Origin of the sequence: Priestia sp. RMT2NF4, from assembly GCF_047872835.1 — a bacterium.
In the GTDB taxonomy this organism is placed as follows: Bacteria; Bacillota; Bacilli; order Bacillales; family Bacillaceae_H; genus Priestia; species Priestia zanthoxyli.
Map to the genome: position 1 here is coordinate 752,313 of NZ_JBLQZO010000001.1, position 17,428 is coordinate 769,740.

Genomic DNA, 17,428 nt, shown 5'->3' on the forward strand with positions numbered 1-17,428 from the left:
AATAAACCTTTTAACTGTAAAACTGAATATAAAAAAAACGACTAGGTTTCCCTAGTCGTTTTCCACGTCTCTATACGTTGTCTTGTGAGCTTTGATGAACTTATTACCGTTTATTAAACCGCCAATTAATAAAATAGCGGCCGTTAAATAAAACCAGACCATTAAAATAATAATACTTCCAAGCTGACCATAGATTTGCGAGTAGCTTCCAAACTGGACATAGTATCCAAATCCGGTAGATACAACTTGCCATCCTAGCGTGGAGAAAACAGCTCCTGGAAGTACATCTTTCCACGTTACTCTTGCGCTTGGCATCAGTTTGTAAAAAAGAATAAAAAAGCCTAATAAAAATAATGTTCCAATTCCCCATCTAATTGTCGTCCAGCTTTGAAACCATATGTCAGGAACATGGACTTTTGTTAGGACCAAATGTCGAATGACCTCTTCAATAATTGGTACAAATAATGAAATAGCTACTACAACCATAAAACCAAAAGTTAAAATTAAATCATTGATTAAACCGCGCAAAAACGTTTGTTTTCTTTGAATATGATACGCGTCATTTAACGAACGAACCAAAGATTGTATAGCCATAGATGCGAGCCAAAAAGTCGCCAATAAACTAAAAGATAAAACTTTTTTCCCGCTATTGTTAACTGTTTCAATTGACCGTTCAATTACGTCGTAGGCGCTTTTAGGTGTAAATGGTTCAATAAATATCAGCAAATTGTTTGTATCAATTGGAAAAAAACTCAGCAGAGAAAAAAGAAAGATAATAAACGGTACAAAAGATAACAAAAAATAGTAGGCTGTTTGAGCAGCCTGATCAAAGAAACGCTCCGTAAAAAAACGAGCGGCAACGGTCTTAGATGTTTGAATCATACAGCGTTCTCCTTTACTTTCGCTTCACCCTACAGTGAAATTCATATTCAATTTTTTATGTTCAACATGGATTGGATAAGTTTCGGCTTATAAAGCTTTCCTTTTCCATTATCCGCGGTTAACAAAGAATTTAACCTGTAAAATTATACAGCCGGTTCATAAAGAAGATATTATTATAATTACATCTGCCATTACCACCATATCAATAGATCTTCTTTTTCTTTCATAAAACCGTAAATTCTTTGGGGGTGTATTCCCTTTTTTCTTACACCTTAAACTTTTTACGCTATGTTAAAAAAGTAAAACATAAGAGCCCCGATCAGCATCAGCATAATCATTGAAACGAAAAGAACCAAAGCGTGAGAAGATTGATACGTTTGGCTGTTAATTTTTTCACGTGTTGAAAAATAATGATAGGTTGAGAAAAGAAGCAAACCTGCACTTGCAGCTAAAGAAAAGATGATAACAGCAATAATAAGAGTATCGGCTGCTTCACTTAATTTTTTTCCGGAATTGAAATGCAGGCCGCCTGCAACAAAACCAATGCCGAGTGTAGCAATAGACGTTCGAATCCACGCTAAATACGTTCGTTCATTTGCTAAATGCTGCTGAATATAAATAGATTCATTTTCTTTTTTAGTCATGCACATACCACCGTCCTTTTATATGTCTTCTATTATAAATAAATGCTCAAACGAAAATAAATTGAGGGCGCTTCATGCCACATTATACCCGAAAAAAACGAATCATTACCATTTTCAAGCGGTCGAAAGAGCTTCTTCACAAACTAAAAAAAAGCCAACCCCAGTTGGCTTTTTTTTAGTTTATGAAACATTTTCTTTATCTTGATCATGCTGATATTCCTCGTCCCAATAATCAGCGTTTTGAATTCCTAATTTCCCAGGAGAAAAGACAGGATCTATGCCTTGTTTTCTCTGCTCGCGATAATCTTTTAAGGTTATTAAAGCAGGCTTAGCTAAAATCAAAATTGCAATTAAATTGAGCCAAACCATTATTCCAACTCCGATGTCTGCTAATGCCCATGCAGTTTCAGCTGTTCGGATAGACCCGTACAAAGTAGTGGCTAAAAGAGCTGCCTTAAGGATCATGGATACTATTTTATTTTGTTTGCCTTTCATTACGTAAGCTAAGTTCGTTTCCGCAATATAATACTGTGTGGATATAACGTATATTTTAGACAGATTATCTGACGCTTTTTTCAGTGAAGCATAAGTTCTTTACATATCCCCTACTGTTACAGCATAAGGTAATGAGTGAACTAAGGGTCACTTTATGTTCTAGGCGGAGTGTAACCGCAGCACATCTTTCTGTTTTCATTTCATGTTAATAGTTCACTAAGTGAATCATTTTATTTTTAAATATTTCTGATATGTGGTATAATTTAAGCTGATAAAAAGATGCTGCATGTATGCTAAAAGAGCAGGCCGTATGGTTTCGCTCTTTTGTTGTTTTTACGCTATGCGGCACAACGAAAGAAGGAAATAGAATGGAATTATGGAAACGAAACTTGTACATTTGCTGGTTCGGTTCTTTTTGCACCACAGCCGGGATGAGTTTAGTTATTCCGTTTTTACCGCTTTATATTGAAAAGCTGGGGGTTCACGATACAAGCTCCATCAGCAGATGGGCTGGTATTGCATTTGGAGCTACCTTTTTAATGGCCGCTATTGTTTCTCCTTTATGGGGAAGTTTGGCCGACAAATACGGTCGAAAGCTGATGCTCCTTCGCGCAAGCTTGGGTATGGCAATTGTTATGACTTCTATTGGTTTTGTACAAAATGTCTATCAGCTTGTCGGACTGCGCTTTTTAATGGGGGCCGTTTCCGGCTTCATCTCTGCAGCCATTACGTTAGTAGCGACTCAAACACCTAAAGAGCACAGCGGTAAAGCATTAGGGACGTTGTCTACAGGGGCTGTATCAGGATCTTTATTAGGACCGCTAGTAGGCGGCTACTTAGGAGATACAATTGGATTGCGTCACGTCTTTTTCGTGACAGGTGCATTTATGTTTTTGTCTTTTTTAATTGTAAATTTAATTCAAGAAGACAAAAAAGAGACGGCGAAAACGACGAAAGAGTCTAACATTGGGTTACTTTCTCTTAAGAATTCAAAGGCCGTGATTGGTGTATTTGTTACAACTTTTTTACTGCAGCTTGCGGTTATGGCTATTCAGCCAATCGTTACACTGTATGTAAAACAACTGTCTACTCATACCGATCATCTTGCCCTTATTTCAGGCTTTGTCGTAGCGGCAACAGGAATTTCAAATATTTTGGCTGCATCCAGACTTGGCAAAATCAGCGATCGCGTGGGTCCTCAAAATGTGCTTCAAATATGCTTGCTTATCGTAGCGGTTATTTGCGGCTTGCAGGCCTTTGTGCATAGTACTTGGCAGCTATTTTTACTACGTTTCTTACTCGGTTTTGCAATGGGAGGATTGTTACCTTCTATTAATTCTTATTTGAAGAAAATTGTGCCGGACTCGATTACAGGTAAAATGTTTGGCTATAATCAAACAGCACAATACTTCGGGAATTTAGCCGGTCCAGTGATTGGCGGACAAATTGCCGGAGCTAAAGGAATTCCTTACGTATTTTTAACAACGAGTGTTCTTCTACTGTTGAATGCTGGGTGGGTGTATTATCAGCGCCATCACAGACAGCAGCTAGACGGTAAAGCCGCATAAAAAACCTTCCGTGTTAACGGAAGGTTTTTTTATTACCACAAGGGTTCTTCTTCGCTGCTTACTTCATAAGAAAGTGGCATCATAACAACCGCTGCTATGAAGAAAATAAGCTCCGCGACAACAATGGATGGAAAGGAAAAGTCAAATAGTGAGAGAATAAGCCAAATAATAAGGGGTGCAAATGAGTAGATTGATAATCGCTTTTGGGATTTTGCAGAGATATACTGTTGTTTGTCACAGTGTGGGCATTCTAAAACGTTTCTAAATGTTAACAGTTGTTTAAAGGTTGTCCTCCAGTTCCATTTATGATTACAATTTTGACAGGTGGCCATGGGCATCACGCTCCTAAAAAGAATTTATGTACATATAAAGTATACGTACAAGTTGGTAAAGAGTTTCATTTTTATGATTAAAAACGTTTTTACTATTATAACATAAAACAAAATAAAAGGCTTTTTACAGGAAAAAGCCTTTTATTTCAACGTTTATTTAGAAACAGCTTCATTCGTTTGAGAAGTTGTTTTTACTTTTATAACCATAATAACAAAAGCGAGCAATCCAAGAATCGCTGCTACAAGAAAAGGAGCTTGAGGCGCTACGGCATTGCCGATAACTCCTGATAATAAAGGAGCAAACGCTGCGCCTAACCATCTTAAGAAATTATATCCTCCAGATGTAATTCCTCGTTCATAAGGAGATACTTCCATTACATGACTCGTAAATAAGGCATTATTAAGTCCTGATACAAGACCTGCTGCCATAATTAAAACAATGCGCAACCATGTTGCATCAAAGGCAAATAAACAAATTAAAATAAGTGAAAAAACAATTAAGCTAACATGTAACACTTGTTTTGGCTGATATCTTTTTTCTAACTGATGTGCTAAAACCGCTGAGCCATAAGCTAAACATAATCCCCATCCAAAGAAAACAAAGCCAATTTGAAGAGCTCCGATCGATAGAATAAGCGGCGTATAAGCTAACACTGTAAAAAATCCGTAGTAATAAAGCATGCCTGATACAGCGCCTTGAGTAAATGGTTTTAATTTATAAAGTTTAACCATGTCTTTAAAACCTGCTGCTTTACGAGGTTTAGTGCTTGTAGGCTGTTTAACAATCGTTAATACTAAAATAAAGGCGATAAAAATTAAAGCACTTGTACCGAAAAACGGCAATCTCCAAGAAGCATTTCCTAACACGCCTCCTACAAGCGGTCCTCCGGCCATCCCCAAACCAATTGCAGCTTCATATAATCCTACTGCTTTTTTCACTTCACCTGATAATGCAATAAGCAGCGTCATAGCTGTTGCAAAGAAAAACGAATTACCAAGTCCCCAACCTGCTCGGAAAATGGAAAGCTGAGGAATGTTGTTAGAAAACCCGCATAGGGCTGCAAAAATCGTCACAATGATAAGTCCTGTTACCATTAAGCGCTTGTCTCCTACACGTGACGCTAGGATGCCTGCTGGAATCATCATAATAGCCATCATCAACAAATAGGAAGTAAATAACATTTCTACTTGCCAATGAGAAGCTCCAATTTGCTTAGCAATTTCCGGTAAAATCGGATCTACTACTCCAATTCCCATAAATGCTAAAAAAGTAGCTACTACCGTAATAATTTGACCTAATCGGTTAGTTGAATGCTGTCCTTCCACTCTTTCATCTCTCCTTTTGTTTTTGTTTTTGTTTTTTCATGTATTGCCATAGCAGATTCTCGCATTTCTTTTAATTCTGTTTTAAATGCCTGCATTTTTACGACTTTAAAATCAATCATCTTGATTTGATTTTCTAGCAAATCTTCTATTTGCGTGATCTCTTTCAATGACAATCCTTGCCGCTCACTTCTTTCTTCAATCATTCTTTTAAGCGACATAAACTGCTGCAGCTCCTGTAGAGAAAAACCGAGAACTTCTTTTGCTTCTGCTACTTTTCTTAGTTCTTTTACCTCTTCTTCGGAATAAATTCGTGCATTTCCTTTTGTGCGCTGCGGGGGTAAAATGAGTCCAATCTCTTCATAATACCGAAGAGCTCGCTTGGTCAAACCGGTCATTTTCGTCACGTCATCGATTAAATACATATGTTTCACCTCACCTCTCATTAACATTAACGTTAACGTTAATTATTCATATACTCATTATAGATTAACGTTAACGTTAATGTCAACAATATTAAGGTATTTTATGTAAATCTTAAAAATATGTGCACAAAAAAACCTATTGAAAAATCAATAGGTTACATCAATATGTCATATAGATGCTGTGCTGTTTCTCCTGTTACTTTACCGTACACTCCTCTTTTTTTAGAAGTAAGTTCCGCACTATCGGAGGTGAATCGTACATTGTATACAGCGCCCTCATAAGTAAGCTGTACATCTGGGTCAAGAGTGACGCTGTAATCAGCTTTTTTCCATTGAATTTGTTTCATAATTGATTCTACAGTTAAAGCATCTTCTGAACTTAACGTTTTATCTCCTGCTTTTATAGGCCTGCCCTCCCTGTTTTTATTAAATTTTAGTTCCGAATGAGAAGATGAAAATTCAAGTTGGTTTTTATCATGCGCTATGAAATCTTGGGGTAGTTCTACATAGCGGACAACCTCTCCTTCGTGTACAAACACAAGCATTTGATCAGCAGCAGATATTTTTTTCATCACTTCTTCACTAACCGGTGCGTTTACAAGTTTTTCTACGTCGGCTTTCTTGCTTTTGTTTGTGAATAAATATCCTTTTTCCCATTTAAAATCACTTAACTTCGATACATCCACTGAGCTTACACCTTTTTTTTCAAATGATTGCTGAATATTCTCTCCCATTTCTTTGTCGTTGGTGACTTGGGCATTAGAACTGCACCCTACTAAACAACAGAAAATAATGCCTATTACTATAAGAACCTTCACTTTTGCCTTCCTCCTCTCTACCATTCTTTTATAAAATTCCAACTTTGTACCATTTTAACATATAATTCCTATTTTTCGTGAAAACAAACAAAGAATACGCTTACATAATTTCACGCATATAATTTCTGTTTATTTATAAGTTTTTTCTGAATATTTTAAGAAAATTTTAATATTTTATTTAGTTCGTTTTTAAACTTTATCTTTAGACTAAAAAATAAGTTAAAAATAAATAACGCAGGAGGAAAACAATGACTTGTCTATCTGAAGTTTTAAAGTTTAATGAAAAATTTGTAACCAATAATCAATTTGAGGCTTTTCAAACATCCAAATTTCCTGACAAAAAAATAGTCATTTTAACTTGTATGGATACACGTTTGTTAGAATTACTTCCTAAAGCTATGGGGCTAAAAAATGGAGATGCAAAAATAGTAAAAAATGCCGGAGCTGTTATCTCCCATCCCTTTGGTAGCGTCATGAGAAGTATCTTAGTTGCCGTCTACGCTTTGCAAGCTGATGAAGTATGTGTCATCGGTCATCATGAATGTGGAATGACGGGCATGAAAGCTGAAGCTATTTTAGCCTCTGCTGAACAAAGAGGGATTAGCACGGAACAGATTCGTAATCTAAAATATGCTGGTATTGATTTAGAATCATGGCTGACTGGGTTTGAATGTGTAGAGGATAGTGTCGAAAACAGTGTGGATATGATTCGAAATCACCCTTTATTACCAAAAGACGTGCTTGTTTCTGGAATGGTTATTCATCCTTCAACAGGAAAACTTGACGTCGTTGTAAACGGCTATTCCCAAGACCGAGCTGAAACCGTAAGCTCATGAAGGAGGGTTTTATCGAATGCTAAAAGATAACCGATTTCAAGGCTATTCAGCAGGGCATTTACAAAAAGACATTATCGCCGGTTTGGTTGTTGGGGTCGTTGCTATTCCTTTAGCAATGGCCTTTGCCATCGCTTCTGGTGTAAGACCTGAATACGGAATTTATACAACCATTATCGCAGGGATTATGGTTTCAATATTAGGCGGATCGAAATTTCAAATTGCAGGCCCAACAGGTGCATTTGTTCCGGTGCTGCTTGGAGTTGTCATGCAATATGGTTATGAGAACCTCATTATTGCCGGCTTTATGGCTGGAATTATGATTACGCTTCTCGGAATATTTAAACTAGGGAAACTTATAAAGTTTATTCCGCGCCCTGTGACGATTGGATTTACAGCAGGAATTGCGATTATTATTTTCTCAGGTCAGATCGCTAACTTTTTAGGCCTAAAGGGAATTGCAAAACATGAGGAATTTCATTTAAATATGATTGAAATCCTACGAAAAATTGCAACGATTAACATTTACAGCGTCATCATAGCCGCTATTTGTTTAGCTATCGTGATTATAACGCCAAAGTTTTTACCTAAAATTCCCGGTGCCCTTCTAGGTCTTCTTGTCTCCACACTTGTAGCCATTACACTGTTCCCAGGAAAAGTTGCAACGATTGGCTCTACTTACGGTGCCATTCCGAGTAAACTACCATCTTTTAGCTTCCCAGATTTAACATGGGATAACATCGTGATGCTATTTCCTGCTGCCTGCGTAATTGCGATGCTTGGAGGTATTGAATCTTTACTATCAGCTGTTGTTGCTGATAATATGGCCAAAACCAAGCATAATAGCAATAAAGAGCTTGTGGGTCAAGGAATTGCTAATATCGCTACCTCGCTATTTGGCGGAATTCCTGCAACTGGTGCCATTGCCAGAACAGCTACTAATATCAAAAACGGCGCAGCTTCTCCGTTATCAGGAGTTATACACGGCTTAGTTGTTTTATTGGTCCTTGTGATGCTGGCTCCTTATGCATCAAACATTCCGCTGGCAAGTATGGCACCTATTTTAATGTTTGTGGCTTGGAATATGAGTGAACGTAAAGAATTTGCACATATTTTAAAAACCAAGTCAGCTGATTCATTTGTACTTGTAGCTACGTTTTTATTAACAGTTTCAATCGATTTAACAACAGGTGTAGGCGTAGGTCTACTTTTAGCTATTGTTATGTTCGTGAAACGAATGAGCGGATCACTGAAGATTTCAAAGGTTTTAGCGGAAACATCTGAAAACGCTCACAAATCTGAGCTGATGGAATATACCATGCAAGGATCTCTTTTCTTTGGATCAGCTGAAGTATTAGAAGATTCCTTTGATAACATCGCTGAAGCGAAACCGAAAGTTTTATTGCTTCGAATGAGCCAAGTCTCCTTTATTGATACATCTGGAGAAGCTTTACTATCGAAGGTGGTCGAACGTTTGAAAGATTCGCATAGCCAAGTCGTTATTTCTGGCTTACAGCACCAGCCGAAAGAAATGTTAAAGTCAACCGGTCTATATGATAAAATCGGTGAAAAAAATATATTTTCTTCTGAACCTCCCGTGAGTAAGATTAAAGCTCGTCATAGAATCGTTACTACGTAATAAAAAAGAGATCCGAACGATTAATCGTTCGGATCTCTTTTTTTAAATATTAAACCGGTACCCTGCTCCCCAAACCGTTTCTAGGTACTGAGGATCTGCTGGGTTTTCTTCTAGCTTTTCTCTTAGTTTTCGAATGTGAACTGTTACGGTTGAAATGTCTCCTGAAGAATCAAATCCCCAAATTTTTTCAAATAGATGTTCTTTACTTAATACTTGATTTGGATGAGAAACGATAAACTTCAGCAAATCGAATTCCTTCGCTGTAAAAAACACTTCTTTGTCATTCACAAATACTCTTCTAGCGAGCGTGTCAATCGCTAAACCATGAATGCGAATCATACGCTTTTCCTGCTTATCAGAGAGTCTTTCATATCTCGCTAAATGCGCTTTGACTCTTGCGACCAGCTCCCCAGGGCTGAATGGCTTGGTAATATAGTCATCTGCACCTAGCCCGAGCCCTCTAATTTTATCAATTTCTTCTTTTTTAGCTGAAACTAAAATGATTGGAATATCTTTTGCAGCTCGAATTTGCTTGCACACTTCAAATCCGCTCACTTTAGGGAGCATAATATCCAAAATAATCAAATCAAAATGTTCATTTAACGCTTTTTCTAATCCCTTATCCCCGCTATATTGAACGTCTATTTCAAAATCGTTAATTTCTAAATAATCTCTTTGCAATTCAGCAATACTTACTTCATCTTCAATTAACAATATCTTCTTCATGTGTATCACCATTTTCATTCATTTTTTGCAAAGAAAAGAAAATACTTGTTCCTTCGCCAAGCTTACTTAGTGCCCAGATGTCTCCCCCGTGGCGTTCAACAATTTGTTTTGCGATGGCCAGTCCAAGTCCACTTCCTCCAGTATTGCTATTGCGGGACTGTTCTGCTCGATAAAACCGGTCAAAAATATGCGCTAATGCTTCCGGTGAAATCCCAGAGCCGTTGTCTTTTACTTCAATAATGAGTTCACTTTCGGTAGCAGAAAGAACGATATCGATTCTTCTTTTTTCTTTATCCATAAATTTAATGCTGTTGGTTGTTAAATTTATTAAAACTCTTCGCAGCTGCTCAGCATCTGCCTTTGCATACAGTGTCGTTAGAGAATCATTAGAAAATAAAACATCAATATCATGTTCGCTCATTTCAAACTGAAGCTCTTGCACATAGCTTTTCATAAAAGCAGAAATATTAAGTTTTTTAAACATAAATGGAATTTCATGCAAATCCAATTTAGAAAATAAAAACAGCTCATCGATTAACGCATTCATGTCTTTTGCTTTCGTTGAAATCGTTAACAAATATTTAGAAAGCTTATCTGGCGTATTAGCTACGCCATCTTGAATTCCTTCTACATATCCTACAATGGAAGTAATGGGAGTTCGTAAATCGTGTGAAATACTTGAAAGCAGCTGCTTTCGATTATCTTCATATTGAATTTGCAGTTCAACAGAAGATTTTAGTTTTTGCCTCATTTCTTCAAAAGCTTGCGTTAATTCGCCTATTTCATCCTTTGAATTAGCAGAGATCTCAAAGTGAAGATCACCTTGTTTTATTTTTTCGGCTGCTTCTTTTAATTCACGAATGGGTTTAATAATGCTTCTTGAAACAAGATAGTTTAAAAATCCAATAATCACAATGACTAAAATTAATAGTAGAAAGATTAAAAAAGGGAAAATCCGATTAATAATGCCTACATAAGGACTGATTTTTCGCAAAACGTAAATGCTTCCTTTTTCTTGATTTGAGAAAGGAAAATCAAGGTTGATATATGTAAAATACTGCTTGCCTATGCGCAGCATGTCCTGCTGATACGAATGATTTCCTTTACTTTTTTGATGCTTTGGCAAGTATTTACGAAGGTTTTCTCCTTTAATGGATTCTGAAGCATATACAACCTCTGTGTTTTTTTGAATCACAATATCAATATTTTCAAATTCATATTTTTTAACTGTCTCCGGCCGCAGCAGCTGTTCTGGTTTTTTTTCACTCAATAACTTTAAATCTAAGAATGCATTTTCTTCTTCTGGCGTTAACAATTTATACTCATAGGAGTGGCTGTACAGTTTTCTTACAAAATCGGCGTCTCCAGTAATGGAGAAAAAAATAAGAAAGCCCGATAAAAAAAGCAAAATAATAAAAACAAACACAATACTGATATACGTTAAAACAAAACGCAGCTGAATTGACATGACTTACCCTATGCCCCTTTGGCTTTAACAAAACTATTTGATAGACTAGTAAAGGTGAATAACAAATAGATCGTTAGACATTATACATATAGTAAAAATTAAAACAACAAAACAAATGTATATTCTCACTTTACCGTGATAGAGTGAGAATGAACACCACCTTTTTTACCATTTTATGAATTACTGGAAAATTATGATCTATTTTTCATAATATTCTTAGGCTGAAAGGTATATTATATGCCTTAATATTTTAAAAAAGGAGACTTTTTAATGAAAATTATTAAAGCTACTTCCTCTCACATCCCTTCTGTTGCCCGTCTGTACGTAGACAGCTGGCGCATTACATACAAAGGGTTAGTACCTGATGCTTATTTAAACAACTTGTCTTATAAACAAAGTGCAGAAAAGTGGTCCCTTTTTCTTACCGAGCCTTCTCATTTTATTTTGCTCGCTATCGATGAACGAGAAGAGATTGTCGGCTTTTCAGCAGGTAAACCTCATTTGTCCGCTGCTGAAATATACGCGCTATACGTTTGCAAGGAAGTGCAAAACCAAGGAGTTGGTCGTCTTCTGTTTTCTCATTCAGTAAAAGAATTTACTGATCAGCACTATACGTCTATGATTATTTGGGCCATGAAGAAAAATAAGAAAGCCATTCAGTTTTATAAAAAATTAGGCGGCAAAAAAAGCTTGAATCGTACAAGTCAATTTGGAGAAACTAAAGTTGAAGACGAAGCATACGGTTGGGAACGTCTTCCTTCTAATAAATAAACGAGCACACTAGTGTGCTCGTTTATTTATTAGAAGATAATATTATTGAGCCGTTGTCTTTTTATCCGTTGAATGAGCTTTATTACAAAGCCTATTCCAGTGCCAAAAACAATTCCCTTGACTCACTATAAAACAATCCAGCCATTTCTGAAAATTCATATGTAATACATGTGCATCTTGAAACGATGCGTTCCGCTTTTTTACTATTATATATGCAGGATGCGCTGATTTTTTAGAGTCAATGATAATCTCTTCTTCTCCGACAGACCCAATTGTCATATAAAGACTCTGACTTTTATAAGCTGTTTCTCTTACGTCTTCTAAGCTATAAAGATTCCCTGTTATTTTTTTGTCAGCATCAATGAACAAATTACACCCATTTGTTAGCTGCAAAAACTGCTTGTAGTCTTCAGGAAGTGATACATGCATTTCTTCTTCAAAAACTTGCAGTTGGTTCTTGCTTACTCCATCAAAAAAAGTACAAGTGGTTCTGTATACTTCTCCTTCATTTTTACACACTTCTATAACATTATTGTTTTCCCACAGCCGCTTTCGAAGTGAATTTATTATTTTTTCAATCATACTCTTCCTCCAAGCGTTGGATTTAAAACGGTTACATTACATTAATTAAACAATAATGTGCTAATTCCTTCTTTCCTACTCAATTATACGATAAATTTTAGAAATTCATGTTTGCATAACATAGAAAAAAGCAGCGAATGTCGCTGCTTTACAGGTTATACAGGCGCTTTTTCTTCCTGTTCAGGATGGTGATCGTAATCAATAAGCGCTTTTGGAAGGCCCGTATATTTAGCCCAATAATAAATCCCAAGAGATACGACCGCTATGATAATTAAGTCTACAGGCGTATCGATTAAACCTTTCCCTCCGCCGAACGAACCGATATAAGAAATAAAGAGCATGATGATATAATAAGCAACTAGCCACCATGTTGATTTAATCTGCTGACGAAGACTTACTTCATTTTTAGGCACATATTTAGCAAAAATCAAATATATAACAAACATGACCAGTTGAGAAGTTAGCAGCCACGAAATAGTCTTCCATCCTGACCAGTACACAATAAAGGAAGCAAAAATAAAGGATAATGGACCAATTATACTCATTCCTCTTAATTTAAAAGGCTTTTCCAAATCTTTTGCGTTCACCATAAAGGCCGCTGATGAAATTGGTGCAATCGCGTAAGATAGAATAAGCGCAACAGAGCATACGTTTACGAGTGCATTCCACGAAGGAAATGGCAGTGTCCAAAAAATCGAAAGTCCTAATGAAAGCCATAAAGATGATCGTGGAATCCCTGTTTTTTTATCCACATGAGCAAACGTTTTAAATAACGTACCGTTACGAGACCAAGCATAGATAAGTCTAGATGTTGTATTCATAAAAATATTACCGTTACCACCCGGTGATAAAATAGCGTCTAAAATAACAAGTGTTGCTAGCCAGCCAAGGCCAAGAACAACAGCGATATCTTTAAACGGCAGTGAGAATTTATCTTGAATGCCGGACCAACCGCCTTTAATCATGTCAGATGGAATAGCTCCGATAAACAATACTTGTAGAGCAGTATAAATGAGAGCTGCTAGAATGATACAAATCACAAGAGCAATTGGAATATTGCGCTGAGGATTTTTCACCTCTCCAGCTACCGATACAATCGGATGAAGGCCTAAGTAAGCAAACATAACCCCGCCTGTAGCAATGGCGGCCTGGATACCATCAAATCCCCCGGGAGCAAACTCTCCCATCGTAAAGTTTCCTGACTTAAAATAAAATGCCAGCGTTACAATTACCGTAAGCGGTACAAAATATTTGAAAATAGAAATGATAATATTCGATTTCGCAAATGCTTTTACACTCCAGTAATTGAGTAAAAAGAATAAGCAAAGCAACACAAATTGTAGAATCCATCCAGATATCGTTGGTGAATCAGATCCGGATTTTGTTAAACCTGGAAACCAGTAAGCCACATACTGTCTCACTGCTGTTACTTCGATAGCGATTAAACTAGTGTAAGCTACGATCGTAATAAACGAAATCATATAGCCTACAAGATGACCGTGTGAATAAACAGGATATCGAATAATTCCTCCTGTACGAGGCAAGGCAGCCCCTAGCTCAGCGTATACAAGGCCTATTAATAAAATAATAACTCCACCAATAACCCAAGAAAAACTTCCTGCAGGACCTGCTTGCGTAGCGACATTACTAACGGCAAACAGCCAAGCGGAACCAAAAATAGCCCCTAATCCAATCAATGTTAAATCTAATAGGGATATCGTCTTTTTAAACGGACCTTTATTCTCCATAAGCTTCCTCCTTTGGATGAATCATCACTTTTGTTGGTTTTTTTGACAACATTCATATATATTCGATAATATGTGTCAAAATTTTTATTACTATACCCATTCAAAATTACTTTGAATCCCTTTTCTTTATTTCTAAAGGTTAATTAACAGAAAATTTTTAAAAATCATTCTTGCGTTCAAGACACATTAAAACTTTTTCTTCTTTTCTTTAATGGGTAAAATACTCAATAAATGAAAGGAGTTAGATAAATGACTTTACCAGAGAATTTGCCAGTTGATTTTACAGCTTACAACCACTTAACATTCCTTCCGCTCGGACGTAAGAATAAATCGATTCGGTCCGTAGGAAGTAAACATACTAAAGGGTTGCTTGGACGTTTAGACGACTACTTTGAGCGAGCAATGAATCAGTTACCTCAAGAAGATATCATCCTTTTTCAAACATTCTTATATGGAAATCATAGGGGCGGTTTTCCCGTCGCAATTGATAAAAATGAAGACGTTTATCCTTACTTTTGGAAACCAACTTCATTTCTATGGAAAGAATATAATAAGAATCGCGGCATTCCTATTCATCATGATGAGTTTTATTCTCAAGATTTTACGGTTTTGACTAAAAATGAGTTGGAAAATTATCTCGGAAGCATTATGAAAGATTACATGTTTTGCGCTAGAATACATGATTCTTCAAAAGAAGAATGGATTCAGCATATTAATAAGTGTTTTTTCAAACATCCCCTCATTTCTCTTTATCACCGAAATGCAGATGTGATTGAAGCAATTGAACAATCAAAAAAATCACCTTTGCTTTTTATTATGAAAAACCCTGAGCAAATTGCTTTTTGGCGCAATCGGATTGAAATCATTATGAGACCTTTTCGCTCTCTTTCTTCCACCGCCTTTGAGAGAGGATTTGCAGATACGGAAGATACGGTATTAACTGTTCACGGAGAAAACGAGATCATTCGCTTAACTTCAGAAAACAGAGGTCTCGCTGTAACATATGATGTCACAAATGATGCTATTTCACTCGGTGATGAGTATAATGTAGTGCTAGCAGCCAAACGATTAGCTACAACTCAGCGGCAGTTCGAAGAGATTATAGATGAAAATGAAGAAGTGATTCAAAAACTGCTTGTCTTTTTTAAGTGGAAAAGTCTTTTAAAGCATCATGAAGTGCACATCAAAGAAATCCAAGACAAATTGTGCAGCCTAACCACTTATCAACTTAATGAAGAACAAGTTTTACGGGAAAATGATCCTTTTCTTTCCTTCATTCAAAACGTATTACAAGTAAAAACACCGAATGCCAATCTCAAAATTGGTTCCATACAATGGTTTTCACAGTGGGATTTTTCAGATGTCACCCTGCTGCAGGAAACAAACAAATTTATATGTTATATGGGTCCAAACGAAATAGAAACGAAGCTGACAGAAATAAGCGCTAAGATAGAAAATGAACTTCATAAGCAGCGTCAGAACCTGCTTTTGACTCCGCTAAAAATCGGTCAAATAACTTTCGATTCAAACCAAATGTTACAGTTATTAACGCTTATAGATACCTTAAAAAACACGGAAACTCAGCAGAGTTACGTACAAATTTTAGAAGGCGTTTCTACTAACAGCATTCGTCAAAAAGAGCTCGATAAAATACCCGCATTTGGATTATTAAATTCCGTAAAGCGCAAGCGCATTGTTACGTATTTACAAGAATTACAAAACTATCAGCTGCTTAAAAAAGAGAAAAAAGGATTCAGCCTCACTCCAAAAGGAGAAGCCATCCGAGGTCTATTTGAAGAAGAATCACGGAGAATATGAGATTGTATCTCACGTGATTCTTCTTTTTTGATTTTGAAGACTACTTTCTCTATTAAATGCTTATCATAATTAGAAAATTCCATTCATATAATTATTACTAGATTAGCAAAGTCCTTCATACCTATTAGCCTGACGCTGACATAGAGAGGAGATTTCGCCATTGAAATCTAGTAATCGCGCCAATTTTGTAGTGTTAACATATAAGATGGTTCTTGTTATTTTATCCGTTGTTTTAATGACATCATCTATCATTGTTCTAGTAAGTTACTCAGCATTTAAAGAACAGTTCAATTCTTCTATTGTCTATCAAACGTTATCAAAGCATAAAGCAGAAAGTCTTTATTATTTAATGAGCCAAGAAAACCATCATTTTTCAACGGCTTTTGATAAAAACTACTCACCTCCCGGTCTTTCTTCTACACTGCTCGAGTTATCAACAAGTATTCGAGCAGAAGACGCGAGAAGCTTGTTTGGTTCCGAACTTCCTGGATTCAGTATTTACGACTCCAATATCATTATCGCCGGTGAAGGCACAAATTTCACAAACTTCCCTAGAGAATCTGCACCGCCGCTAGATGAAACGCTAAAAGAAAGAAATTCTACTACAAAAGTTCAGCAGCCTAAAGAAAACAATGGTACGAACGCTCAAAATAATAATACAACTGGCGGGAAAAAGGTATTTTATATTTATCATACGCACAGCTGGGAATCTTACTTGCCTCTGTTAGGACTTGAAGGTGATCCAGATGCTAATAAAGCAGTGGATAGCAAAACAAATATTAATATTGTTGCAAATATGCTAGGAAAAGATTTAGAGGCTCAGGGAATTGGGGCAGAAGTTGATCAAACCAATATTGGACAGAAATTAAAAGAAAAAGGTTGGAACACCAATCAATCGTACGCCATGTCTCGCACAGTCATTGAAACGGCGATGACTGAAAATAGAGATTTAACTTACTTTATCGATTTGCACCGAGATTCGCTTCGAAAAGATAATACAACCATTAAGATTAACAATAAATCGTATGCAAAAGTTGTGTTTGTTTTAGGGAAAGCGAATCAAAACTTTGAACAAAACTTAAAAATGGCAAAAGCGCTTCATGAAGGACTTGAAAAGAAATATCCCGGATTAAGCCGCGGAGTTATTGGCAAAAACAAATCCAGCGGTAACGGTGTATATAATCAAGATGTTTCCAAAAATGCGATTTTAATCGAAGTGGGTGGAGTTGACAATAACTTTGATGAACTAACCAACACAACAAAAGCACTGTCTGATGTCATTAGCCAATTTTACTGGCAAGCTGAAAAAGTAGATGCCCCTGCTCCATAAAAAAAGCCCTCTTCACTGAGGGCTTT

At 36.6% G+C, this 17,428-nt stretch carries 17 protein-coding genes; 6 read left to right on the forward strand and 11 right to left on the reverse strand.

Annotated elements, in window-relative coordinates; genetic code table 11:
• Positions 1-51: 51 nt before the first annotated feature.
• The 3 genes from ACMX9J_RS03810 to ACMX9J_RS03820 all read right to left on the reverse strand — a co-directional run bounded on the left by ACMX9J_RS03810 (position 52) and on the right by ACMX9J_RS03820 (position 2,105).
• Entirely contained in the window at positions 52-882 is an 831-nt protein-coding gene (locus ACMX9J_RS03810) for a YihY/virulence factor BrkB family protein (RefSeq protein ID WP_033579151.1), read from the reverse strand.
• Positions 883-1,163: 281 nt separating this feature from the next.
• Entirely contained in the window at positions 1,164-1,526 is a 363-nt protein-coding gene (locus ACMX9J_RS03815; RefSeq protein ID WP_154991259.1) for a YidH family protein, read from the reverse strand.
• Between the two features lie 180 nt (positions 1,527-1,706).
• Positions 1,707-2,105 (reverse strand): alanine:cation symporter family protein, encoded by a 399-nt coding sequence (locus tag ACMX9J_RS03820; protein WP_310884523.1) that lies wholly within the window; start codon positions 2,103-2,105, stop codon positions 1,707-1,709.
• Between the two features lie 284 nt (positions 2,106-2,389).
• Here ACMX9J_RS03820 and ACMX9J_RS03825 point away from each other — a divergent pair, with 284 nt between their 5' ends.
• Positions 2,390-3,589 (forward strand): multidrug efflux MFS transporter, encoded by a 1,200-nt coding sequence (locus ACMX9J_RS03825; protein WP_033579550.1) that lies wholly within the window; start codon positions 2,390-2,392, stop codon positions 3,587-3,589.
• Between the two features lie 32 nt (positions 3,590-3,621).
• On the opposite strand, the gene ACMX9J_RS03830 is transcribed toward ACMX9J_RS03825, so the two are convergent.
• From ACMX9J_RS03830 to ACMX9J_RS03845, 4 genes are all read right to left on the reverse strand, one after another.
• Positions 3,622-3,921, reverse strand: a complete 300-nt coding sequence (locus ACMX9J_RS03830) for a TIGR04104 family putative zinc finger protein (protein WP_016764349.1) — start codon at positions 3,919-3,921, stop codon at positions 3,622-3,624.
• A 153-nt stretch (positions 3,922-4,074) separates the two neighbouring features.
• Positions 4,075-5,247: an MFS transporter gene (locus ACMX9J_RS03835; RefSeq protein WP_047750851.1), complete on the reverse strand. Its 1,173-nt coding sequence runs from the start codon at positions 5,245-5,247 to the stop codon at positions 4,075-4,077.
• Positions 5,217-5,669: a MerR family transcriptional regulator gene (locus ACMX9J_RS03840; protein ID WP_416225432.1), complete on the reverse strand. Its 453-nt coding sequence runs from the start codon at positions 5,667-5,669 to the stop codon at positions 5,217-5,219. The genes ACMX9J_RS03835 and ACMX9J_RS03840 overlap by 31 nt, the downstream gene beginning before the upstream one ends.
• Before the next feature lie 155 nt (positions 5,670-5,824).
• Positions 5,825-6,487: a hypothetical protein gene (locus ACMX9J_RS03845; RefSeq protein ID WP_416225433.1), complete on the reverse strand. Its 663-nt coding sequence runs from the start codon at positions 6,485-6,487 to the stop codon at positions 5,825-5,827.
• Positions 6,488-6,735: 248 nt separating this feature from the next.
• On the opposite strand from ACMX9J_RS03845, the gene ACMX9J_RS03850 reads away from it, so the two are divergent.
• Together ACMX9J_RS03850 and ACMX9J_RS03855 are read left to right on the forward strand one after the other, a co-directional pair.
• Positions 6,736-7,323: a beta-class carbonic anhydrase gene (locus tag ACMX9J_RS03850; protein ID WP_034269209.1), complete on the forward strand. Its 588-nt coding sequence runs from the start codon at positions 6,736-6,738 to the stop codon at positions 7,321-7,323.
• A gap of 16 nt (positions 7,324-7,339) precedes the next feature.
• On the forward strand, positions 7,340-8,959 hold the full coding sequence (locus ACMX9J_RS03855; protein WP_047750849.1) for a SulP family inorganic anion transporter: 1,620 nt from the start codon (positions 7,340-7,342) through the stop codon (positions 8,957-8,959).
• Positions 8,960-9,001: 42 nt separating this feature from the next.
• Here the strand turns inward: ACMX9J_RS03855 and ACMX9J_RS03860 are convergent, their stop codons facing one another.
• Positions 9,002-9,685, reverse strand: a complete 684-nt coding sequence (locus ACMX9J_RS03860) for a response regulator transcription factor (RefSeq protein WP_033579157.1) — start codon at positions 9,683-9,685, stop codon at positions 9,002-9,004.
• Positions 9,663-11,153: a sensor histidine kinase gene (locus tag ACMX9J_RS03865; RefSeq protein WP_416225434.1), complete on the reverse strand. Its 1,491-nt coding sequence runs from the start codon at positions 11,151-11,153 to the stop codon at positions 9,663-9,665. Before ACMX9J_RS03865 ends, ACMX9J_RS03860 begins: the two co-directional genes overlap by 23 nt.
• A 270-nt stretch (positions 11,154-11,423) precedes the next feature.
• On the opposite strand from ACMX9J_RS03865, the gene ACMX9J_RS03870 reads away from it, so the two are divergent.
• Positions 11,424-11,924, forward strand: coding sequence for a GNAT family N-acetyltransferase (locus ACMX9J_RS03870; protein ID WP_416225435.1), 501 nt, complete (start codon positions 11,424-11,426; stop codon positions 11,922-11,924).
• Positions 11,925-11,966: 42 nt separating this feature from the next.
• Here ACMX9J_RS03870 and ACMX9J_RS03875 read toward each other — a convergent pair whose 3' ends face one another.
• Positions 11,967-12,506, reverse strand: coding sequence for an SMI1/KNR4 family protein (locus tag ACMX9J_RS03875; RefSeq protein WP_033579160.1), 540 nt, complete (start codon positions 12,504-12,506; stop codon positions 11,967-11,969).
• Between the two features lie 155 nt (positions 12,507-12,661).
• Complete coding sequence (locus tag ACMX9J_RS03880; protein ID WP_013057301.1) at positions 12,662-14,254, reverse strand: APC family permease; 1,593 nt, start codon at positions 14,252-14,254, stop codon at positions 12,662-12,664.
• 249 nt (positions 14,255-14,503) lie between these two features.
• On the opposite strand from ACMX9J_RS03880, the gene ACMX9J_RS03885 reads away from it, so the two are divergent.
• A complete protein-coding gene (locus ACMX9J_RS03885; protein ID WP_154991257.1) occupies positions 14,504-16,072 on the forward strand; it encodes an RQC-minor-2 family DNA-binding protein in 1,569 nt (522 codons plus the stop codon).
• A gap of 160 nt (positions 16,073-16,232) precedes the next feature.
• Positions 16,233-17,402, forward strand: coding sequence for a stage II sporulation protein P (gene spoIIP, locus ACMX9J_RS03890; RefSeq protein WP_034269194.1), 1,170 nt, complete (start codon positions 16,233-16,235; stop codon positions 17,400-17,402).
• Positions 17,403-17,428 lie beyond the last annotated feature (26 nt).